Genomic DNA, 23,878 nt, shown 5'->3' with positions numbered 1-23,878 from the left:
CAGGATGACGGGTTTGTGTTTAGGATGATGGTGGTTGTTAAGAGTAACGGTGATTGTTAAGGGTTAAGGTGCTCGCTTTACTCTTTTGTCGTCATGCTGAATTCATTTCAGTATCTGGGTTTTGGATCTCGGTACAGATCCTGGAACGAGTTCAGTGTGACGTGTTGTGTTTAGGATGACGGTGGTTGTTAAGAGTAACGGTGATTGTTCAGGGTTAAGGTGCTCGCTTTACTCTTTTGTCGTCATGCTGAATTCATTTCAGTATCTGGGTTTTGGAGAGTAAGTACAGATCCTGAAACGAGTTCAGGATGACGGGTTTGTGTTTAGGATGATGGTGGTTGTTAAGAGTAACGGTGATTGTTAAGGGTTAAGGTGCTCGCTTTACTCTTTTGTCGTCATGCTGAATTCATTTCAGTATCTGGGTTTTGGTTCTAAGTACAGATCCTGAAACGAGTTCAGGATGACGGTTTGTGTTTAGGATGACGGTGGTTGTTAAGAGTAACGGTGATTGTTCAGGGTTAAGGTGCTCGCTTTACTCTTTTGTCGTCATGCTGAATTCATTTCAGTATCTGGGTTTTGGTTCTAAGTACAGGTCCTGAAACGAGTTCAGGATGACGGTGGTGGTGTTTGGATAACAGTTACGCAATTAGGATTACGGTTTACAGTGCTACTATGATGGTGGGTTGTTCTTATTGGCTGAGCTGGTTTATGTTTGGGTTTTATTCAACAATGTAAAGTCCGATAAAGATCGGACTTTACTTATTTGTTTTGTTAAAAAATTATCTATTTTTAGTTTTTATAAAAACAAGTATTAAAGTCCACTAATTGCCGCTATGGCAACTGCTGTGTTATACATAATTGTTGTCGCTGTTGTCCACAAGGTTAAGTTGTTCATGTACTCTGAATCAAGTGGTACAACAATTGAATCGCCCGGTTTTAAAGCTGAGTCAGCACCGCCGCTAAACCAATTACTTTCTTCAAACATTTGGATACTACCGTTTGATGAAATAATATAAATTCTCTCATCATCAGCACGTTTTTTTAAGCCGCCGCTTTGCGTTATATAATCTTCAACACTGCTTGATGAGTCAAACATGTGTGAGCTATTCACTTGCACTTGCCCCATAACATTAATTGAACGATTCTGAGTTGGGATGTACAGTACATCGCCGCCCTCTATCGCAATATCATAATCATTTTTGGCTATAACTTGCGGTAAATTAATAACTAAACGCCCTAGCGGTTCTACCTTAGATAGGTCTGCTAATAACGATTGAATTTCACTGTATGAAGTTATACCACTGTTACTTGATAAAGACTTAGTTGCCATTTCAATACGTAAGTCGGCACTTACTTTCATTAAGTTTTGTCTTTCAAGTTGTTTTAACTTTGTTCTTGAAAAAACAGAGCCATTGGGATCTGCAAAAGCTGTTAATCCTCCCGCTTTAAGAATAATACTTGATAAGCTGTCTCCACGACGGACGGTGTATTTACCCGGAAAAAGTACTTCGCCGCGCAACTCAATAACATAATTTTCACTCCATGAAGGGATACGGTGAATGTTAAGGCGATCTTTACTTTTTAGCAGAATATTATCTTCATCAATATTATTGAGGGCATTCACTAAATGAATATTTTTAGAGATTTTTACAGAGTTAATACCACTCATTTCATTACGTGTTAACTCAGCTCTTGATAAATAAGCTGACTCTTTAACGCCGCCGGCAGCTAAAATCAAATCGATTACCCGAGCCCCTTTCCCTAATGGATAAACCCCTGGAAATTTAACTTCACCATCAATTTCAATTAACTTTACCGCTTCACCTGATCCTGCTTGGTAACGAAGCTTATTAACAATAGGCACCAGTAAACGTTGGCGAGAAAACAATGCCATTTCACGAATTGTTACGTTTTCATGCTCTGCACCACTGTTAATATTATTGATAGAGGTATAAATTTTTTCATCTTTAGTCTCAGCCATAACATCATTTTGCTCATGGGTTTCCCAAAACTCTTTTTTCTTACTCGTTTCAATCGCTAAATTTCTTTCTTTCGCTAATAACTCTTCTTGAGTGTAGGCGAGCTCATCTAATAAGAATTGCTCTTCAGAAAACTTAAAGGCTTTAGAAAAGATGATAATTTTATCATTACTGCTGAGTTGAATATTGCTCTTAGAGTTTTTATCAGCAAACACATTGGCTAAATTAAACTGTAAAATTTCAATATTACGGGCACTATCAATTTCTCTAACGACAATGCCGTAATTTAAATCGGCGTAAGGTAATAGGTGAGCGTCAGCATTGGTAATAACATCGGATAACAACATATTTTGTTGCAACTGGTATTTACCTGGACGCGCTACAGCGCCTATTAAAGTAATTGAATCGACATATAAGTCTGAGCTTTTTAACACTCTAATAAAATCGCCCGCTTGAACTTTTTCAGCTTTTTGGGCTTTATCGGATAAATCAATATTTAGGATACTGCGTAAATCGCTTTTGTTATAACGCTCTACGATGGTAGATTTTGGGTAAGCCGCGGGTAAAAGTCCGCCAGCCATTTTAATGACATTAGAAAAATCGTCTGATTGGCTCAATTCATAAATAGCAGGACGTCTTACTTCGCCGGCAATGGACACAGACTTGCCTTGAGGGGGAATAAAAACGACATCACCTGATTGCAACAAAATATCACTTGATGAATCACCTTCAATTAATAAGTCATATAAATCGACTTGTTGAATTAGCTTCCCTGAACGTTTTACTTGAATATTTCTTAATGAGCCAATATCACTGACACCACCTGCGGCAAAAATGGCATGGGTAACTGAAGATAATGAACTTAACGTATAGGGGCCGGGTTTATAAGCTTCACCTAAAACAAATATACGCATAGAGCGTAATTCGGCTAAGCTAACCACCACATTAACACCAATAATTTTTTGTTGAATTTTATTAACAACAAAAGTCTTTAATTCTGAAAATGTTAATCCTGCAACGCTAATGGGGCCAAGATTAGGAAAAACCAACTCACCTTCACGTGTCACCGTTAATTGCATTTCACGATTTTCTTTACCGAAAACCTGTATTGAAACTGAGTCTCCCGTACCTAAGATATACCCTTCTGGAATGGCAATATCCATAACCGGAGAAAATGTTGTTGGCGAATTTGCAAATACATCTAAACCAAACCGTGGCAAGGTCTTAAAAATCGCTTCAGCTTTCTCTGTTTCTTCGGCATCTTTGGCTTTAAGGTTTTCATTGTTCAGGCTATTTATATCGCGTGGCATTACCTGTGTATTAATAGGAGAGTTTTGTGTATTACTTCCTGATAACTGAGCCTCAATAGCATTTAAATCGACGCCCATACTTTTGGCTAATGCTTGTTGTTGAGATTTAGGTAACTTTTTAAATTGTTCAATTTGCTGAGCAGACACTTGCTGGGCATGTAAATTTAAAGAAAGCGCAAAAAGTAAAAAGGTTGCTATAAGATAGCGAGTAATGTTCATCATTGGGGCAATAAATTTCCTATAAATGCGAGGTATAACATTAGCTCAATACTTATAAACCATAAAAATTAATAATGGCCAAATATATCGACTAAATAAGTTCTAAAATTAACGTTTGGAGTTTATCAGTAACAAGCTATTGAATAAAGTAACTTGCTTACCTTTTATGGCGTCAAATAATTAATTTTGGAGAGTCTGTTTATTATTTTTCTTTCTAAAAGTATCAAAAGTAACTAAAACATTACATCTGCTTAATCAAATCTCGGTGCCAAACTATTGCCTTTCATGGCAAGCACAGGTATAACACACGCTGACTTTCGCAAATAAATTTGACAATAATTACAGCGCAAAGAACTTATTTCAATATTTTAAAATGTTTTTAGCGAATTAAAATAATAATATTTATCTGTAATTTACACTTATCTTAGAGGAATTTTTTATGAGCAAACCTGATTCAGGTTCTTTTTTTGGCCATCCGGCAGGGTTACAAACGCTGTTTGTTACAGAAATGTGGGAGCGCATGAGTTATTACGGTATGCGTATGCTACTTGTATTATTTATGACCGCTACTTTACAAGAAGGAGGCTTAGGTTTAACCGTCGCTTCTGCAGCTGCTATATATGGTTTATATACCGGTAGTGTCTATTTTATGGGCTTACCTGGCGGTTGGATAGCTGATCGATTAATTGGTGGTCAAAAAGCAGTTTGGTACGGCGCAATCATTATTATGATTGGCCATATTATCTTAGCTATTCCTAATGACACCACCTTTTTTATTGGTTTAATTGTCGTCATTTTAGGTACGGGTTTATTAAAGCCGAACATTGGCGCTATGGTGGGTCAATTATACTCAGATGAAGATGTTCGCCGTGATAGTGGTTATGCCATTTATTATATGGGCATCAATTTAGGTTCGGTTATTGGTTATGCAGTTTGTGGCTACTTAATGGAAAATGTTGGTTGGCATTGGGCGTTTGGTGCCGCAGCTATTGGCATGGCATTAGGTTTAATTCAATACAAAATTACTACCCCTAAGCTTAACGGTATAGGAGAAAAGCCTGTATACCCATTATCAGTTAAAGCACAAAAAACAAGCTGGACAGTTATTGGTGTCGTTTTAGCGGTTATTGCACTGGTAACGGTTGCTGTATTTCAGGGCATGTTAACCATTAAACCTGTCACTGTTGCCCAATATGTTGCTGTAGCATTTTCTCTAATATTTGTTATTTATTACGCCGTTATTTATTTTGGTAGCTCAATAACACCTAATGAGAAGAAAAAGCTTTGGGCGTTATTACTTATTTGTATTGCCTCAGCTTGTTTTTGGTCTGGCTTTGAACAAGCGGGTTCTTCACTCAACTTATTTGCGCGTGATTATACTGACCGTATAGTGGGATCATTTGAAATACCTACGGGTTGGTTCCAAATGACTAACTCGTTCTTTATCGTTTTACTGTCACCTTTTTTTGCTGCTCTATGGATTAATTTAGGTAAAAGAATGGTCAGCCCTTCTTACGGTATAAAATGTGCTTTTGGTTTAATTATTATGGCCAGTGGTTTTATCGTGATGTTTTTTGCTGCACAATACGCTGCTTCAGGAATGAAAGTTGCCCCTTATTGGTTAGTAGCAACTTACTTCCTACATACAGTTGGTGAGCTTTGTTTAAGCCCTGTAGCATTAAGTGCCGTAAGTAAATTATCTCCTAAGCGTTTCGCTGGACAAATGATGGGTGTTTTTGTATTAACCTATTCAATCGGTAATATTATTTCTGGTTTGTTAGCGGGTAACTATGATCCAAATAACGTCGCGCAAATTCCTTCTCTTTACATCCAAGTGAGCTTATTCAGTATTGGTATTGGTATCATTATTTTACTGGTTGGTTTCAAATCTAGATTTTGGGAAAATTTGCCTGATGATTCAGAAGCATCTACAACTAACGCAAATGGTTCAACGGCAACGACTAACGCTTAATTAACAGTCGTTCATCGTTAAAGTAATTTTGAAAAGCCAACATTTATTGTTGGCTTTTTTATAGCTGATTTTTACTGTAATTTACTTGTTGTCGTTAGACTTATTTTATAAGGGGTTAAATATCATGAAAACAAGAGATGTTCTTCGCCAAGAAATTCGCTATCAACGCAGTTTATTAAACGCTAACCAGCAAGCAGAACAATCACTTTTATTATCGAAAAGGCTCATTAAAGAAAAAGTAGTCAAAGGCGTTAAACACATCGCGATTTATTTAGCCAATGATGGCGAGTTAAATACTCAGCCTTTTATTGATTGGTGCTGGCAAAATAACATCACCGTATATTTACCGGTAATACATCCTTTTAGTAAGAATAATTTACTCTTTTTAAAATATGCTGATACGTCTATTCTCGTCAAAAACAAATATGGTATTTTAGAACCTAAGCTTAACGTTCAAGATATAATAACGGTCGCTCAGCTTGATATTATTTTTACCCCCTTAGTCGCCTTTGACCGATATGGTAATCGCTTAGGCATGGGTGGTGGCTTTTATGACCGAACACTTTCGGCCTGGCATGCTCAATATCAACAAAACAAACACGCTAAACCCTTACCAGTTGGCTTAGCTCACGATTGCCAAAAAGTTACCACGATTCCTTTTGAAAGTTGGGATATTCCACTGCCTAAAATTATCACTCCAACCACCAGCTATAACTTCGATATTTAATCATCTGCTGATATACTTCTACCTAATTTCCCCTCGCTAATTAGGATTCACATGACACAAGATGAAATGAAGAAGGCAGCAGCCTTTAAAGCACTCGAATTTATTAAAAACGATACCATTGTTGGCGTAGGCACCGGGTCTACTGTTAATCACTTTATTGACGCCCTAGCAACAATCAAAGACGATATTGAAGGTGCTGTTTCTAGCTCTGAAGCGTCGACTCAAAGATTGAAAGCCCATGGTATCGAAGTGTTTGAATTGAATAATGTCGGTAGCGTTGATGTTTATGTGGATGGCGCCGATGAAATTACTGAATATCTGTCGATGATAAAAGGTGGTGGTGCTGCACTAACCCGAGAGAAAATTGTCGCGGCTGTAGCAAAAACATTTGTCTGTATTGCCGATGAAAGTAAACAAGTAAAAATGCTAGGAAAATTTCCTTTACCGGTAGAAGTTATTCCGATGGCACGAAGCTATGTAGCGCGTGAACTTGTTAAGTTAGGTGGTGACCCGGTTTATCGCCAAGGCGTAATTACCGATAACGGTTGTGTGATTCTCGATGTGCATAACTTAGAGATACTTGATCCTAAAAAACTTGAAAGCGATATTAATGCCATTGTAGGTGTTGTTACTAATGGTTTATTTGCACTACGTGGCGCTGATGTTTTAATTTTAGGCACTCAAGATGGCGCAAAACTCATAAAATAAATCTTTAGAGTTTATACACTATATGCTAGTTTAGAAATCTAGCCATCTAAACACTTTATATTTGGTTAAGGCAATGACCACTATAGTCCTACATGAGATATTAGAAAATGAGCAATAATTCATTAGCAAAAGAAAAAATTAAGATTTTATTACTTGAAGGTGTCCACCCGAGCGCTGTTGAAGAGTTAAAAATGAAAGGCTACAGCAATATTGAATGTATTAGTACATCGCTTGCTGAAGAAGATTTGATCAAAAAAATTGCTAATGTTCACTTTATTGGTATTCGTTCTCGTACTCAGTTAACTGACCATGTACTAAGCCATGCTAAAAAACTCGCGGCTATTGGTTGTTTCTGTATTGGTACTAACCAAGTTGAAATTAAAGCGGCACAAAAACGTGGCATTCCAGTATTCAATGCCCCGTTTTCAAATACACGATCGGTTGCCGAACTAGTATTAGGTGAAACCTTATTATTATTACGTGGTATTCCTGAAAAAAGCGCAAAAGCTCATCGCGGTGAATGGAATAAATCTGCGGCTGGCTCGGTAGAAGCTCGTGGCAAAACTTTAGGTATTATTGGTTACGGCCATATTGGCATGCAATTAGGCATTTTAGCTGAAACCTTAGGTATGCGAGTACGCTTTTATGATATCGAAACCAAACTTCCGTTAGGTAATGCGAGCCAAGCATCAAGTTTAAAAGTTTTATTAAAAGAAGCTGATGTAGTTAGCTTACACGTACCTGAAACGGTTCAAACTCAAAACATGATGGCAGCAAAAGAATTTGCACTCATGAAAGACGGTGTTATTTTTATCAATGCTTCTCGTGGTACTGTCGTTGATATTGATGCATTAGCTGAAGCGCTTAAAAGTAAAAAAGTCGCTGGCGCAGCAATCGATGTTTTCCCTGTTGAACCTAAAGGTAATGATGAAGAGTTTATTTCACCATTACGTGCATTCGACAACGTTATTTTGACGCCACATATTGGTGGAAGTACGAAAGAAGCCCAGTCTAATATCGGCTTAGAAGTTGCCAGCAAAATGGCAAAATACTCTGACAACGGTTCAACACTTTCGGCTGTAAACTTCCCTGAAGTTTCTTTGCCTGGTCATACGGGAACAAGCCGCTTATTACATATACACCGCAATCAACCGGGCGTGTTAACCCAAATTAACCAAGCATTTGCTAAGCACAATATTAATATTGCAGCACAGTACTTACAAACAGACGATCAAATTGGTTATGTAGTTATTGATATCGAAGCACAAGATAGTGTATTAGCATTACGAGAATTAAAACAAATTGACGGCACAATACGCGCACGTATTCTTCATTAGTTTTTCTGAGTATTTAGCGTAAACAATAAAAAACGAGACTTAATAAGTCTCGTTTTTTTTATTGCCACATTAACGAGCTATCATTTGAACGTATAACAAAACCGAATACAGCCCCGATAATACTGAAATGAAAGAACTTGTAGTCATACTGATTTTATTTCTGTATCCATTCCCGTCATGCTGAATTTATTTCAGTATCTGGTCTTTAAGTGGTTAGGTACGAGATCCTGAAACAAGTTCAGGATGACGGAGGTTGGGTTCATTCTGATGGAGTTTGGGTTCATGCTGATGGAGTTTGGGTTCATTCTGGTGGGGTTTGGGTTCACACTAAACTTGTTTCAGTATCCACTATCGTCATGCTGAATTCATTTCAGTATCTGGGCTTTGGGTTGTTAGGGACGAGATCCTGAAACAAGTTCAGGATGACGGAGGTTGGGTTCATTCTGATGGAGTTTGAGTTCATGCTGATGGAGTTTGGATTCATGCTGAATTTATTTCAGTATCCATTCCCGTCATACTGAACTTGTTTCAGTTTCCATTCCCGTCATGCTGAATTTATTTCAGTATCTGGGCTTCGAGTTTTTAGGTACGAGATCCTGAAACAAGTTCAGGATGACGGCGGTTGGGTTCATGCTGATGGAGTTTGGGTTCATTCTGACGGAGCTTGAATTCATCCTGGTGGAGTTTGAGTTCATCCTGAATTTATTTCAATTTCCACTCTCGTCATGCTGAATTCATTTCAGTATCTGGGCTTTGGGTTGTTAGGGACGAGATCCTGAAACGAGTTCAGGATGACGGCGTTTGGCCTCATTCTGACGAAGTTTGGGTTCATTCTGACAGAGCTTGAATTCATCCTAACGAAGTTTGGTTCATTCTGACGGAGCTTGAATTCATCCTAACGGAGCTTGAATTCATCCTAACGGAGTTTGAGTTCATCCTAACGAAGTTCTATTTCACTCTAATTGACAATATCCCTTTAGCTCAATTTAATGATACGACTACACCTTCTGGATTAGCTAGTAGTGAACTCACTTTTTTTAACATTTGAGCATCATTACCGATAAAATGTTTTACTGCTTTTGTCATCGCTAATTTAACTTCGGCGCCATCATCGGGTGTTAATGGGCGATGTACTTCTATCTTTTTGCCTTCCTGTTCATAAGACATTTTAATGGGCTGTTCGAATATGCGAATAGGCGTGCCTACGGGAATGTTATTATATAACCATTCTATGTCATCATCGTACATACGAATACAACCAGAGCTTGCTCGCATGCCGATACCAAAGCGCTTATTGGAGCCATGAAGTAGGTACTCACTTGTGCCAATACGTAATGCATATTTACCAAAGGGATTATTGGGTCCTGCGGGGACTTCTCTGACCATCTCTTTGCCATGTTCGGCAAAATAACGTGCGCGCATCTCTGCTGTTGGACGCCAACTCGGGTTTTTACGTTTGTCGCCAATAGTACTGGTTAAATGTGGTGTTTCTAGTCCTTCTCTACCAATACCCACAGGGAAAACGTAAACTAATTTCTCTCCTTTCGGGTAGTAGTACAAGCGTAACTCAGCGAGATTAATGACAATACCTTCACGCTTGCCGAAGGGTAGAAGCATCTGCTTAGGAATAACAATATTGTGATCAAGAGCCAATAAAAAAGGATCAACACCGGGGTTAGCGGCAAGTAAGGCAAAGAAACCTACGTTATAATTTTCAGCTAAAGCTTGAAAGTAATCGCCTTTTACTGCTTTATGGATAATATCCTCGCCCACTAACCTTGAATTGGCTGCTGGGAGATTATAAACACTCGCCAAACTTACACAGGTAATAAAACTACTTAACAATAAACTTAATTTAACAACCCACTTCATTAATTTATGACCCTACTAATTATCTTCAACATTATCTAAAACCTTTTTCTATTCGAACCGATAAATAGCTATGATTCATCTAACCAGTACGGCTTTGTTAATAACGCCATATTTCTGGAGCTGTCTAACGCTATGAGTAACCCTTCAACTTTGCTTCCTTGCCATAAAACGAGTTTTTTAGGTTTTTCATCTAAAGTTTGTAGTTGCTGGTGAATAATCCACAATGTTTGTAATTCACTGATCCCTTGCTGAATGTCCAACCAAGGTGCTCGATATTGTTTACGTTCTTCTTCATCAAACAATAAACCAAACCAAGTCCCTGTCAGTAAACTTCGGTTTAACAGTTTTGCTTGTGATAAGTATTGCTCACTGCTCAGCGACTGCGATGGCGTGCTATCAGCAAATAACACCGCCATACTTTTCGTTAAACTTTGCTGCGCAAAAGGTAATAACAAGTCAATAAACTGTGTATCTTCAGTTAATAGCATTTCCAGCAAATGAGCTTGCAGGGTATTAAAACGCTGGCCATGCAATAATTCGATGACATTTTCGCTCGTTGGAAGACGACGTTTCTCCATTCTTAGTTGTTCTACCAATTGTTCGCTGTAATTTAACTTGCGTCTATAATTACCCGTTTTATTAGTAAGCTCTTGTAGATTAACGGCATTATCAACCCACGAAAGTAAGTGGACAAAATAGCTTAGTTCATCACGAATTTTTACAGCTTCTTCGGGCAGATAGTCTGCAAATAGCCAAAAACCGTGGCGAATTAACGCTAAAGTTTCTGTTATTTTTTCTAACTCGACTAAGCTTGGCGACGTTATATAGTATTCAATATGATCATGTAGGTTAACTAGGCAATAATTGATACCGGTAGAAAAGGCATTAGAAATAGAGTGACTACGGTCGATGGGAAGAGTATCGGTAATATTTTTTTTGTAATTAACGGGGATGTTTTTCCATAAACCATAGCCACGAGCTGCTTTACTTTGGCTACTTGGCCTAACAAGCAGTACAGAAAATAATAACTTGGCAAGCAACAGTAAATCTGAGGTTATGCCACTGACAAGTTCCAATTCGAGTTCACAAATTTTAACACTGCGACCATCACTACTAATATCGCCTTGATCGAAGGCAACTTCTACCACAGTACCCGACGATAAAGTAACTAACCAAATAATACGGGTAAAGTCCGTTGAAAAAAGGGGAATTAACGATTCTTGTAGCTGCTCTACCTTTTGGGTTGACTGCCAAATTTCATTTGGGAACAAGGAAAGTTCAGGGAAGTTATTAACAATATTAACGTTATACTCTGGTCGCTGATGCAAGCCCGCAATTACCACCCCAGCTGTTTTTATGGTTTGCTCTAACTTTCCGTCACAACCTCTAATTCTTAGCCCCATATCATGACGGCGAAAATCTAAATTAGTTGTATCGTAATAGCAGTTCGATAATTGCTTTGTTTCACAGCTAAATGACAGCTGTTTTGTGGTGAATAACTGGGTGATTTTTTCTTGAGTATTATCACTTGTAACAAAATACTTAAGCTCAATTTCGGTAACCATATTCTTCCAATAATTTGTTTTATTATGTCAACATAGTGAGTTTACAACAGCGACATATGAAAACAAATAGCGAATGCAAATTCCCATAAGTTTCTTTCATATAATATAGCGATATACAAAAAATTTAACTGACTGCTGATGCCCTAACAAACTTTTAGTAAAAACTATCATAATGAATTAACTATGTAATATCTTGTTTACAAAATATTGAGAACACTTATTTATTTTATCAATAAAACCTTAATGTTCGTAAACTTAACTTGCTATCAATCCGCCAAACCCCTAGTATTTTGCTATGCATAATTTTATAAAGGTTAATGGTAGTTTCATGAAAATAATAAAAGCTTTATTGGTTGGTTTAGTCCTCAGTTCATCTTCCCCACTTTTTGCAGAAGACAGCCCAACCAACCTTCCTTCTGGCTATATTTCAGACGATTTATTTATTTATATGCATTCAGGAGCGGGTAATAATTATCGAATTCTAGGCAGTATAAACTCAGGCACTGAAGTGAAAGTAACCGGTAAAAATGAAAATGATTACTCTGAAATCATTGATGATAAAAATAGAAATGTCTGGGTTGAAAGTAAGTATCTATCATTAAAACCCGGCTTACGCTTTGTTATTGCCGAGCTGAATGAAAAATTAGCCAATACCAGCAGCAATACTGACAGCATGTCAGAGGAACTTTCCCAGAGTAGAAATACTATTCAAAACCTTAGCAGTGAAAAAGCCCAACTTAACAATGAAATAAGCCAGCTTAATAAAACACTTATAACGATACGAGCCAAATTAAAAGACCAAGATACCAATATCAAAAAAGAATGGTTTTATAATGGCGCTATAGTGTTAGTTATTGGCTTACTTTTAGGTTTGATTCTGCCAAGATTAACTTCTCGCCGCAAAGGCTCAATGGATAATTGGAAGTAACCCCTATTATGTTAGAAAAACTCACGTATAATCACAGCGATTTTTAGATTATATGATGGCTTTTTTTGTGCACAAAACTAAATACTTATTTTTTATCGCTTTATTTATATTATTTTATACAAAACAGGCTAATGCCGATGGTGTTAGCCCTTACTTACCGTTAAAAACTGATGCTCTTATTGAACTTGAAATCGCACGTCTAGCGACAATTTCTCGAATGCCAATGTTGAGTAAACCCTACCATATTGTCACGGTTGTTGATTATCTAAACAAAATTAAAGGTTCTCATCCTGAGCTTTTTTATAGAATTTCTGCTTATATAAAACGTTATAAAAAGCAGAGTGCGATCACTCATTTATCAACCACGCTTTCAACATCTAACAATAAAAACTTCACCATAGCCAATAATCGTGGTGTTGCCATGGACAGCACGGCCCAAGCAAGTGCTTCTGGATTTTATCAGTTCAATCAATACGCCATCGCAAATTTAGGGGGAACCATCGTCGAAGGTAAGAATATTATTCCCCATAATAGCTACTTTTCATTGGGTTATGAATATGCTCAATTTGATATTGGCTACCGCGAACATTGGCTATCTCCCTCACAAGAAAGTGCATCATTACTGTCTACTAACGCTGCTCCGACCTTTTCTATTACCATGAGTAATGTAAAACCTATCACCTCTTGGCATGTTAAATACGAATTTTCATTAGGACAGTTAGAGGAAATGGCGGGTATAAAGTATAAGGGTTCTACATCATCAGGAAAGCCATTATTAATGACTATGCATATGAGTTTTCAACCCTTTAGCTGGTGGACGATAGGTGCTAATAGAACCTTTCAATTTGGTGGTGGCGAAAGAAGCACTGGCCTAAGTGATATTTGGAATGCGATTATTGACCCCGTTAACTCAGATAACTGTGGCTCAGGTTTAACAGGTTGTGCCAATTCTGATGAAGAAGTGGGTAATCAAATTGCTTCGTTAACCAATAAATTTGACTTGTCTTACCAGGGTTTCCCTTTTACCTTTTATATGGAATATGCAGGTGAAGATACCAAAGAACACAAGAACACTCAGTTAGGTAACATAAGTCAAACCTACGGGTTATTCTTTCCATATATTAACAAGGACTTTTCATTTTATGCTGAGCATTCTAAATTTCACAAATCATGGTATGTTCACAAAATTTACGGTGAAGGTTACCGTAATGATCAAGTTGTTATGGGTCATTGGTGGGGTAATAACAAAGAGCTGGAAGATAGATCAGCCGGGAATTCTTCGTTAATTCGACTAAACTGGGACTTTTCACCCAAGTATCATTTACAAACACTATTTCGAACCGCTGCTATAGATTCTTTGACACAAGATAAGTACTCTAGAGCCCAAGAGATAGAATTAAGTTTAAAACAAGTATATAAAAATGGATTTCTTAATTATTCGTTAACAGCTGGTAGTGATATTTATGGAGAGTCTTTCTACCGTGCGACTTTGGGTTATAACTGGTAATTTATGAATGTTTTTTTTGATATTCAACACCTGTATTATTTACCACAATATTTACCGGTAAAAGATGTGCTTGAAAAAAATTCAGTGTCATGCCACTTTATTTTATACAATCAAAAACAGCTGCAGGATATATTAATAAATTATGTTGAAAGTGAAAAATTAAACTACACACTTGTAAATAATTCAAATGAAGCAAAAGAATTTTATTTTAATAAAAAACCTGACTGGATAATTTTTGGTAATGCGTTTCATCATCTAGAAAATGTTCATCAATGTTCTAAAACAGCTATGATGAATCACGGGGTTGGCCCAAAGTCGTGTTATTATGATTGGTCAGATTGTGACATTCAGCACCGGTTTGTCGAAGGGAAACACCGATTGAAACGTTTGAAAGAACGATTTCCCTCTAAAAGCTTTATTGATACGGGTTATGCAAAATTAGACCCTATCATTAATAACGAATCTTCTAGTTTAGACTTAAAACAGTTAGGTTTAGATCCAGAAAAAGAAACGATATTATATGCACCGACCTATTACCCAAGCAGTATTGAATGTTTACCTCATGATTTTCCTGAACTTTTAGAAGAATATAACCTTATAATTAAACCTCATTATTTTTCCTTAACTAAAGAGAAATACAAGAATCATCAAACGATTTTTGAATCTTGGTCTCAGTACAATAACGTATATATCTCCTCTATAGAGGAAGCCTGTATTATCCCTTTTATGAATACCGCAAGCTTGTTAATCAGCGATGCATCCTCTACTTTGTTTGAATTTACTGCGCTTAATAAACCAGCTATTTGGTGTGATTTTTTTAAAGTGCGTTGGAGCTACAGAGGTATATTCAAGTGGCGTTTAAATAAGCGTCTTGATGATGATTTAAAATACTTTGCAAAAGTAGCCCAACAAGTAATCAATACTGAGCAATTAGTTCAACAAGTTGAAATTCAACTCAAGAGCCCTCAATTAAAAGAAATGCAGAGGTTTGAATTAACTGAACTTCTTATTGGTAAAGTTGATGGTAATTGTAGTAAGCGAATTGCGGATTATTTGATAAATCATACTGATTAATAAACATTTACTCTGTAGGTTGTACATGTAAAAATATATAATATTTTTTTACTAAGTTAGGTTAATAATATGAGTTCTGTAGTTTACGTTTCTGGCACTTTCGACTTGTTTCATCGCAACCATCTGAAAATGATTGAATATGGAGCAGGTTTGGGCGACACACTAATTGTAGGTGTGAGTACTGATGAATTAGTATGCAGCTACAAAAACCCTCCAGCAATACCTTTTGAAGAACGCATAGCAATTGTTAGTGCCTTAAAATACCCTGATGTCGTTATCCCGCAAAGGTCTCTAGAACATACAGACAGAGTAAAAGATCTTAACATTGATATATTTGTTATTGGTGATGACTGGAAAGGAAAATATGACTACCTCAGAGATCTTGGTGTTAAAGTGTTCTATTTTCCCTATGGCTCCGGTATCAGTAGCTCAAATTTAAAAGCTCAAATTGTTGATCAGTATAAAGAATTAATAACTAATGCCGACAAACATATCAATCCAGATGTGAAAGCATAATGAAATCTATATTAATTACCGGTGGTGCGGGTGACTGGGCACAAAGCTTTTATCAACAGTTCAAAAATGCCTTCAAAATCTCTACACCAAGCAGAACTGAATTAGATATAAGTAATGAATTGAGCGTCAATAATTATTTTAAGAGCCATTCATTTGATATTGTTATAAACAATGCTGGCACAATCCATCCAAAAAGAATATTAGAGAGTGACACACATCTTTGGATTAATGATATTCAAGTCAATTTAATTGGCACTTACCTTACCGCTAAAGCGGCATTAACCAAAAACCCTGACACAGTTATCATTAACATATCATCAACGGCTGCGTTTAATGCCTACCCTGATTGGTCATCTTATTGTGCTTCAAAAGCAGGTGTTGTTACCCTATCTAAATGTTTAGCTAAAGATGGTTTTAATTCTTATTGTTTGTGTCCTGGAGCAATAATGACAAAGTTCAGAGACAAATTCGACTTACCCAACGACAATATTTTAACATGCGAAGATCTTTCAAAACATGTATTAGATATCATTGATGAAAAATACACATCAGGTGATATTTTGTTTGTCCGTAAAGGTGAGTTCATATTAAATCCCAGTTAGTTTATATCAATGAAAGCATCTAAATACCTTTTCTATATTTCACAAAATTATTCTTTTGAAATTTTGCGACCTTTACAGCGAGAAATACTAAGCCAAGGAAGCCAAGTTGCGTGGTTTGTGGCCGGTAGTGATGTTAATCTGAGTAATTTTTCTGCCGATGAAGTGGTACTTAGCAGTGTTGCTGATGTGATTAGTTTTAACCCTGTCGCTAGCTTTGTGCCGGGTAATATCATCCCACGATTTATTCCCGGTATTAAAGTACAAGTTTTCCATGGTTTAGAGTGGAAGAAAAAAGGTCACTTTGTTATTAGAGACTGCTTTGATCTCTATTGTACTCATGGGGCAGCGACCACCAATCGCTTTAATGAATTAGCTAACCAGCATAAGTTTTTCGATGTTAAAGAAACAGGCTGGCCAAAATTAGATAATTTATTTAATACCCCTAAAGAGCAATATTTTAGTAATAACTTGCCAACAATTCTCTTTGCGCCCACTTTTTCACCCGCGTTAACTTGCGCACCTTTTTTATATGAAGAAATTGCCGCTTTAGTGGATGATAAAAAATATAATTGGCTGATTAAGTTTCACCCAAAAATGGATACAAAGTGGTTAGAGCTTTATGCTCAACTCTCTTCACAAAACCTGAAAATAATAACATCGTCAAATATAAATAGCTTATTGCAGTCGGCTGATATTATGGTATCGGATACTTCGTCGGTTATCGGTGAGTTTGCTTTACTGGGTAAGCCGGTTATCGCGTTCAATAATAGCCAACCCGGTAATTATTTAATTAACATTACCGATGCAAAAGAATTACCCCAAGCATTAACTGTTGCATTATCACCTTCAGAAACACTTATCTTAGCGATAAATCGTTATGCCCAGGAGTTACATCCTTATAGTGATGGTAAGTCGTCATTTCGGATATTAGAGGCTGTAGAAGATATTAGACTCAATGGCAAACAGGCAATAAAAACACTACCGCGCAATATCATCAGAAACTTAAAGCAACGCAAAATCCTTAATTATTGGAAGTTTTGAATGCCTTATATTCATTAGCTCCACCATTATACTTTTTAAATATTAATAATTAATTGACATTATTTGAGTAAATACGCTATTAATAGATGACTGTTTGCTCTAGCGAGCTAAACTAACTTAATAAGACGACTTTAATGACAACGACCATTACCATAAAAAACATTATTCGCATTAACCTCCTCCTCACATTATCAATGCGCGGATAGGTTTTTTATTGTTGTAAATTAAAGATAAACATTAAAACCCGCGCATATTACCGCGGGTTTTTTTATACCCGTATTTTATGTAAGTAGCCAATACCCTAAGCACAATAAATATTAAGGAATAAACATGGACAGCAAGGTAATTATTTTCGACACCACCTTACGTGACGGAGAGCAGGCACTAAATGCAAGCCTTTCAGTGCATGAGAAGTTACAAATTGCACTAGCCATTGAACGCTTAGGGGTAGATGTAATGGAGGTTGGTTTCCCTGTTTCTTCGCCAGGCGATTTTAAGTCAGTGCAACAAATTGCCCGCACCATTAAAAATTCCCGAGTTTGTGCTTTAGCTCGAGCTGTTGAAGGCGATATTCAAGCCTGTGCCGATGCGTTAAAAGTCGCTGACCAATTCCGTATTCATACGTTTATTTCAACGTCAGATGTTCATGTTCAACAAAAATTGAAGAAAGATTTTGCCGATGTTGAAGCAATGGCAATCCATGCAATTAAATTTGCCCGAAAATTTACTGATGATGTCGAGTTTTCTTGTGAAGATGCTGGCCGTACCCCTATCGACAATTTATGTCGCATGGTTGAAAACGCCATAAAAGCCGGTGCCACCACCATTAATATTCCTGATACGGTTGGCTATACCCTACCCAATGAATTTGGCGGCATTATTACCCAATTATTTAATCGTGTGCCTAATATTGACCAAGCGGTAATTTCGGTGCATTGCCATAACGATTTAGGCTTAGCTGTTGCCAACTCAATGACTGCGGTACAAGCAGGCGCTAGACAAATTGAATGTACCATTAATGGTATTGGTGAACGCGCCGGTAATTGTTCATTAGAAGAAGTCGCGATGATCATGAAAACCCGCCATGACTTCTTAAATGTACACACTAATATTAATCATCAAGAAATTGCCCGCACTTCAAAGTTAGTTAGCCAATTATGTAATATGCCCGTGCAATTAAATAAAGCGATTGTTGGCGGTAACGCTTTTAGTCATTCGTCAGGTATACACCAAGACGGCATGTTAAAAGCCAGTAATACTTATGAGATCATGACCCCAGAAAGTGTTGGCATCAGTAAAACAAAATTAAACTTAACCTCACGCAGTGGCCGTCACGTTATTAAGCACCGCATGGCAAGTTTAGGTTATACCGAAGCTGAGTTTGACTTAGAAGAGTTATACAGTGACTTTTTGGCGTTAGCCGATAAAAAAGGTCAAGTCTTTGATGATGATTTAGAAGCATTGCACTTTAATATTCAACAACAAGGTGAAGAGCAAGAATTTTATCATCTAGAAACATTAAACGTGCAGTGTGGCGGCGGAGAGTTTTCTACGTCAAGTATTAAATTATTAGCTGGAAAAGAAAGCCATATTGTTTCTGAAACGGGTAATGGCCCGGTTGACTCATTATATAGAGCGATTAAAAAAGCGGTTGATATTGACTTTGAGGTCGCTGATTACAAAATATCAAATAAAGGTGAAGGTGAAGACGGTTTAGGTAAAGCTGATTTAGTGGTTACCTGGCAAGATAGAAAATTTCATGGCTACGGCTTAGCCACCGATGTTATTGACGCTTCAGCAAAAGCCTTGATACACGCACTGAATAGTATTCATCGCGCCATCACCATTAATGAAATAAAAAGCGAACTAAAAAACGACGTTCAAGCTTCATTATAATAAATTCAAACATATAAGATTGACTAAAGGTATAAAAGACATGTCGAACATAGCAATATTAGCCGGTGATGGCATCGGACCAGAAGTAATGGTTGAAGCTAAAAAAGTATTAAGTACCATCGCAACAATATTTGATATAAAAATATCGACACAAGATTACGCTATAGGAGGTGCTGCTATTGATAGCCACGGTCACGCCCTTCCTGATGAGACCATGAAAGGTTGTGAACAAGCCGATGCTATTTTGTTTGGCTCGGTTGGCGGTCCAAAATGGGCTAACTTACCTCCTACACAGCAACCTGAACGTTGTGCACTATTGGGCTTGCGTAGCCGTTTTGATTTATTTTGTAATATGCGCCCAGCGACCTTACAACCGGCTTTATCATCATTATCGACATTGCGCAGTGATATTTCACAGCAAGGCTTCGACGTACTGGTTATTCGCGAGTTAACCGGCGACATCTACTTTGGTGAGCCAAAAGGACGTCGCGGTGAAGGTGAAGAAGAAACCGGCTTTGACTCGATGTTTTATTCTCGTCGAGAAGTTAAACGTATTGCTCACTTGGCGTTTCAAGCGGCGCAAAAACGTAACAATAAGGTAACGTCTGTTGATAAGGCCAATGTTTTAGCGACCAGTCAATTATGGCGCCAAGTGGTTGAAGAAGTCGCGAGTGAATATCCCGATGTTGCCTTAGAGCATTTATATGTAGATAACGCCGCCATGCAACTTGTTCGCGATCCCAACCAATTTGACGTTTTATTATGCCCTAATTTATTTGGCGATATTCTTTCGGATATCTGCGCAATGATAACAGGCTCTATGGGGTTATTACCTTCTGCAAGTTTAAATAGCGAAGGTTTTGGTATGTATGAACCTGCCGGTGGCAGTGCGCCTGACATTGCCGGAAAAGGTATCGCTAACCCTATCGCGCAAATTTTATCAGCAGCATTAATGCTACGTTACAGCTTAAATGAAAGTGCAGCGGCACAAGCGATTGAAGATGCCGTAGCAAGCGCATTAGACAATGGCGTGCTAACCGCTGATTTACTGCCCGCAAACCAAAGACACCAGGCTAAAAACACCACTGAAGTGGGTGATTATATTTGCCAACAGATTATTGCGCAACATAGTAGTGCACAAAATAGTGCTAATCAAAAAATAACAGAGGCATAACCGATGAGTCCTAAAAATTCTGCTACCACCTTATATGAAAAATTATGGCAACAGCATGTTGTTGAAGAAAAAGCGGGTGAAACACCTTTGCTTTATGTTGACCGTCATTTGATCCACGAAGTTACCTCACCACAAGCGTTTGCTAACTTAAAGTTTCATAACCGCCCTGTTCGTCATCCTGAGCGTACGATTGCCACGATGGATCACAACATTTCAACCCGCTCAATAGAAATTGATGCTGCGGGTGAAGGCGCAGCCAATCAATTAAGAACATTAGAAAAAAACTGTAAAGAGTTTGGTATTGAACTATTTGGTATGGGCCATAAAAATCAAGGTATTGTTCATGTTATTGGGCCAGAACTTGGCTTAACGTTACCGGGTACAACAATTGTCTGTGGTGACTCTCATACCGCAACCCATGGCGCATTTGGCGCATTAGCCTTTGGTATTGGTACTTCAGAAGTTGAACACGTTTTTGCCACGCAAACCTTACGCCAAACAAAAGCAAAAACCATGAAGATTGAAGTTAATGGTCAAGTAGGCGCTGGAATTAGCGCAAAAGATATTATTTTAGCGATTATTGGCAAAACAGGTAGTGCGGGGGCGACCGGTTATGTCGTTGAATATTGCGGTAGTGCTATCGAAGCACTGAGCATGGAAGAACGCATGACCGTTTGTAACATGAGCATTGAATTTGGCGCGAAAGCGGGCTTAATCGCTCCTGATAAAACCACCTTCGATTATCTAATAGGTAAAGAATATGCGCCAAAGGGCGATGTATGGCTTGAAGCGTTAAATGATTGGAAAACCTTCAAAACTGACGAAGGCGCTGAGTTTGACACGATATTAACCCTTAAAGCCGAAGAGATTAAAGCGCAAATTACCTGGGGAACCACACCAGGACAGGTTACTTCAGTCGATAGCGTAGTGCCATCGCCGGATGACTTTACCGAGCAAGTAGAAAAAGATTCTTGTGCGGCGGCCTTAACCTACATGGGCTTAACGGCGGGTACAAAAATTACAGATATTACTATTAACAAAGTCTTTATTGGTTCATGTACAAATTCACGTATCGAAGATTTACGCGCAGCCGCAGGTGTTGTTGCAAGCTATCAAGCACAAGGGAAATCAGTATCAGCAAATGTTGATGCCATCGTTGTTCCCGGTTCATATCGCGTAAAAGCGCAGGCAGAAGCGGAAGGTTTAGACAAAATATTTAGTAATGCCGGCTTTGAATGGCGGTTACCTGGTTGTTCAATGTGTTTAGGCATGAACGATGATGTGCTAACAGAAGGTGACCGTTGTGCTTCAACCAGTAATCGTAACTTTGAAGGCCGACAGGGCCGTGGCAGCCGAACGCACTTAGTGAGCCCAGAGCTAGCTGCTGCTTCTGCAATTACCGGTCATTTTGTTGACTTGAATTCACAAGGAATATAATCATGGAAAAATTTACAACACATACGGGGTTAGTTGTTCCTTTAGATGCAGCAAACGTAGATACCGATCAGATAATCCCAAAACAGTTTTTACAAAAAACAGAGCGAGTAGGCTTTGGACAGCATTTATTTCATGACTGGCGCTATTTAGACGTATCAGGGAAAGTAAACAACCCTGAATTCATTTTGAATAAACCTCAGTACCAAGGTGCAAGCATTCTACTAACCCGTGAAAATTTTGGCTGTGGTTCAAGTCGAGAACATGCACCATGGGCATTAGAGGAATACGGTTTCAAAGCTATAATTTCACCAAGTTTTGCCGATATTTTTTATGGTAACTGTATTAATATTGGTTTACTGCCAATAAAACTTAGTGATGAAGAAATTGACACGTTATTTAAAATGAGCAGCCAAGAAAACCTCGAGTTAACCGTCGACTTAATCAATAACACAATCACTTGTGGCGAATTAAGTTTCACCTTTAGTTTAGATAAGTTTCATCAATATTGTTTAGAACAAGGCATAGACAGTGTTGGCTGGACATTAAACAAGCTAGACACGATAAAAGCTTTTGAAGCAAAAATGCCAAGCTGGCAATAAGTTAAGTATAACGTCCTAAAGCTTTATCTGCTCTTTACCAGTAAATTGTAGATGAAGCTTTATTTTTGCACCCTTTCCCCCTTTCACCCATCAATTGCACTAATGACTAAAATTAATCTAAAGTATTGTTTAGTAATAAGCTATTATCAATTATAGCTTTGTAACTAGCCGCCCAACAATATGTCCAAAATAACAACGAGCGAAATCACCGAAATTATTTCTATCGATCAGCTCAAACCTGGCATGTATGTAAAATCATTTTCCGATAACAATCATCTTTCGATCAAATCTGAAGGTTATATTTCGTGTCTTGAAAGTATTACTCAATTACGTAACGCTGATATTGTTCAGCTCGTTATTGTGCCTGATAAAGAGAAGCAAACCGTTAATGTTGAAAAGGTTTTTACTGACATTAAAACCAGACAACTTATTGAACTAAAAAATAATTCGCTGGAAAAGTTAGCTATATCATTTGACAGCGAAATGAAAAAAGCCAGCGACTTGTATAAAAACGCAAAATTACTGCAAGAAAAAATTCTATCGCAAATTAGACAAAAAAAATCAATTAATATTGCCGAGGTTGAAGAATCAGCTAACGCTATGGTTGACTCTATTTTTCGAAATCAAGATGCCCTAACCTGCATGTCCCGCTTTCAAACTAAAGACTCTTATCTTATTGAACACTCACTCAATGTTTCAATTTTGATGGCTGTTTTTGCTAAACATTTAGGCTTTGACAAACGTTTGATCCAAGAAATAGCGCTGGGTGCCTTTTTGCATGATATTGGTAAAGTATTATTACCTAGCGATATTTTAAATAAACAAGGTACGTTAACCGCTAAAGAGCAAAGTATTATTCGCAGTCACGTTGCGCTTGGCTTAAAGATATTAGAAGACAGTCCTAGCATTTCTCATGTCGCGATGACTATGATACAAGAGCATCATGAACGTTTAGATGGTTCGGGTTATCCTAATAACCTTAAGCGAGATGACATATCAAAATATGGCAAGATGCTTGCTATCATCGACAGCTACGACGCCATGACCTGTGATCGCCCATATAGAAAGAGTGTTCACCCTATTAATGCTTTTAAGAGACTTATTGCTGAGTCCCCTGAATGTTATGACGAAGAATTAGTTGAAAGCTTCATTCAGTGTATGGGCGTTTATCCCGTCGGTACCTTAGTCAAACTTAACAGTGGTAAATTAGGGCTAATTAGCCGCTTAAATAAACAAAAACCCTTACACCCATACGTACGCGTTTTTTATAATATACGCCTCAATCAAGCGATACCGATTAAAGAAGTTAACTTGAGTGAATCAAAATACAAAGATCAAATTGACTGCTGTATTCGACCTGAAGAATTTAACCTTAACTTATTAGGTTTTTTCAAAACCGCCTTTATCGACTAACG

General features: G+C 37.7%; 18 protein-coding genes. 15 read left to right on the top strand and 3 right to left on the bottom strand.

Going from position 1 to position 23,878, the window contains the following annotated elements:
• Positions 1-811: 811 nt before the first annotated feature.
• On the bottom strand, positions 812-3,511 hold the full coding sequence (locus tag H4J69_RS04255; protein ID WP_182244812.1) for an SLBB domain-containing protein: 2,700 nt from the start codon (positions 3,509-3,511) through the stop codon (positions 812-814).
• Positions 3,512-3,947: 436 nt separating this feature from the next.
• Between H4J69_RS04255 and H4J69_RS04250 the strand changes: the two genes are divergently transcribed.
• From H4J69_RS04250 to serA, 4 genes are all read left to right on the top strand, one after another.
• The gene (locus H4J69_RS04250; RefSeq protein ID WP_182244811.1) at positions 3,948-5,480 is read left to right on the top strand and encodes a peptide MFS transporter; all 1,533 of its coding nucleotides are present in this window, start codon (positions 3,948-3,950) and stop codon (positions 5,478-5,480) included.
• Between the two features lie 124 nt (positions 5,481-5,604).
• On the top strand, positions 5,605-6,207 hold the full coding sequence (locus H4J69_RS04245; RefSeq protein WP_182244810.1) for a 5-formyltetrahydrofolate cyclo-ligase: 603 nt from the start codon (positions 5,605-5,607) through the stop codon (positions 6,205-6,207).
• A gap of 51 nt (positions 6,208-6,258) precedes the next feature.
• Positions 6,259-6,915, top strand: coding sequence for a ribose-5-phosphate isomerase RpiA (gene rpiA / locus H4J69_RS04240; protein ID WP_070374586.1), 657 nt, complete (start codon positions 6,259-6,261; stop codon positions 6,913-6,915).
• Between the two features lie 107 nt (positions 6,916-7,022).
• Entirely contained in the window at positions 7,023-8,252 is a 1,230-nt protein-coding gene (gene serA / locus H4J69_RS04235) for a phosphoglycerate dehydrogenase (RefSeq protein ID WP_182218522.1), read from the top strand.
• A gap of 981 nt (positions 8,253-9,233) precedes the next feature.
• Here the strand turns inward: serA and H4J69_RS04230 are convergent.
• Both H4J69_RS04230 and H4J69_RS04225 read right to left on the bottom strand, forming a co-directional pair.
• The gene (locus H4J69_RS04230; RefSeq protein ID WP_182244809.1) at positions 9,234-10,124 is read right to left on the bottom strand and encodes a L,D-transpeptidase family protein; all 891 of its coding nucleotides are present in this window, start codon (positions 10,122-10,124) and stop codon (positions 9,234-9,236) included.
• Between the two features lie 68 nt (positions 10,125-10,192).
• On the bottom strand, positions 10,193-11,689 hold the full coding sequence (locus H4J69_RS04225) for a CYTH domain-containing protein (protein ID WP_182230050.1): 1,497 nt from the start codon (positions 11,687-11,689) through the stop codon (positions 10,193-10,195).
• Positions 11,690-12,017: 328 nt separating this feature from the next.
• Here H4J69_RS04225 and H4J69_RS04220 point away from each other — a divergent pair, with 328 nt between their 5' ends.
• From H4J69_RS04220 to H4J69_RS04170, 11 genes are all read left to right on the top strand, one after another.
• Positions 12,018-12,617, top strand: coding sequence for a TIGR04211 family SH3 domain-containing protein (locus tag H4J69_RS04220; RefSeq protein WP_070374591.1), 600 nt, complete (start codon positions 12,018-12,020; stop codon positions 12,615-12,617).
• 67 nt (positions 12,618-12,684) lie between these two features.
• Positions 12,685-14,124, top strand: a complete 1,440-nt coding sequence (locus tag H4J69_RS04215) for a capsule assembly Wzi family protein (protein ID WP_182244808.1) — start codon at positions 12,685-12,687, stop codon at positions 14,122-14,124.
• A 3-nt stretch (positions 14,125-14,127) separates the two neighbouring features.
• Positions 14,128-15,198: a CDP-glycerol glycerophosphotransferase family protein gene (locus tag H4J69_RS04210; protein ID WP_182230048.1), complete on the top strand. Its 1,071-nt coding sequence runs from the start codon at positions 14,128-14,130 to the stop codon at positions 15,196-15,198.
• A 69-nt stretch (positions 15,199-15,267) separates the two neighbouring features.
• Positions 15,268-15,714 (top strand): adenylyltransferase/cytidyltransferase family protein, encoded by a 447-nt coding sequence (locus H4J69_RS04205; protein WP_182213558.1) that lies wholly within the window; start codon positions 15,268-15,270, stop codon positions 15,712-15,714.
• Entirely contained in the window at positions 15,714-16,316 is a 603-nt protein-coding gene (locus H4J69_RS04200; protein ID WP_182213556.1) for an SDR family oxidoreductase, read from the top strand. The genes H4J69_RS04205 and H4J69_RS04200 overlap by 1 nt, the downstream gene beginning before the upstream one ends.
• A gap of 9 nt (positions 16,317-16,325) precedes the next feature.
• A complete protein-coding gene (locus H4J69_RS04195; RefSeq protein ID WP_182244807.1) occupies positions 16,326-17,357 on the top strand; it encodes a CDP-glycerol glycerophosphotransferase family protein in 1,032 nt (343 codons plus the stop codon).
• Between the two features lie 330 nt (positions 17,358-17,687).
• On the top strand, positions 17,688-19,253 hold the full coding sequence (gene leuA, locus H4J69_RS04190) for a 2-isopropylmalate synthase (protein ID WP_182213553.1): 1,566 nt from the start codon (positions 17,688-17,690) through the stop codon (positions 19,251-19,253).
• 40 nt (positions 19,254-19,293) lie between these two features.
• Complete coding sequence (gene leuB, locus H4J69_RS04185; RefSeq protein ID WP_182213551.1) at positions 19,294-20,427, top strand: 3-isopropylmalate dehydrogenase; 1,134 nt, start codon at positions 19,294-19,296, stop codon at positions 20,425-20,427.
• Between the two features lie 3 nt (positions 20,428-20,430).
• A complete protein-coding gene (leuC, locus tag H4J69_RS04180; RefSeq protein ID WP_070374598.1) occupies positions 20,431-21,864 on the top strand; it encodes a 3-isopropylmalate dehydratase large subunit in 1,434 nt (477 codons plus the stop codon).
• A 2-nt stretch (positions 21,865-21,866) separates the two neighbouring features.
• Entirely contained in the window at positions 21,867-22,463 is a 597-nt protein-coding gene (leuD, locus tag H4J69_RS04175) for a 3-isopropylmalate dehydratase small subunit (RefSeq protein WP_182213549.1), read from the top strand.
• A gap of 180 nt (positions 22,464-22,643) precedes the next feature.
• The gene (locus H4J69_RS04170; RefSeq protein ID WP_182244806.1) at positions 22,644-23,876 is read left to right on the top strand and encodes an HD-GYP domain-containing protein; all 1,233 of its coding nucleotides are present in this window, start codon (positions 22,644-22,646) and stop codon (positions 23,874-23,876) included.
• The last annotated feature ends 2 nt before the right edge of the window (positions 23,877-23,878 follow it).

Source organism: Colwellia sp. BRX10-9 (genome assembly GCF_014077405.1).
Taxonomy (GTDB): Bacteria; Pseudomonadota; Gammaproteobacteria; order Enterobacterales; family Alteromonadaceae; genus Colwellia_A.
The sequence above is the reverse complement of the archived record's forward strand: the minus strand, read 5'-3'. Positions and strand labels throughout refer to the sequence as shown.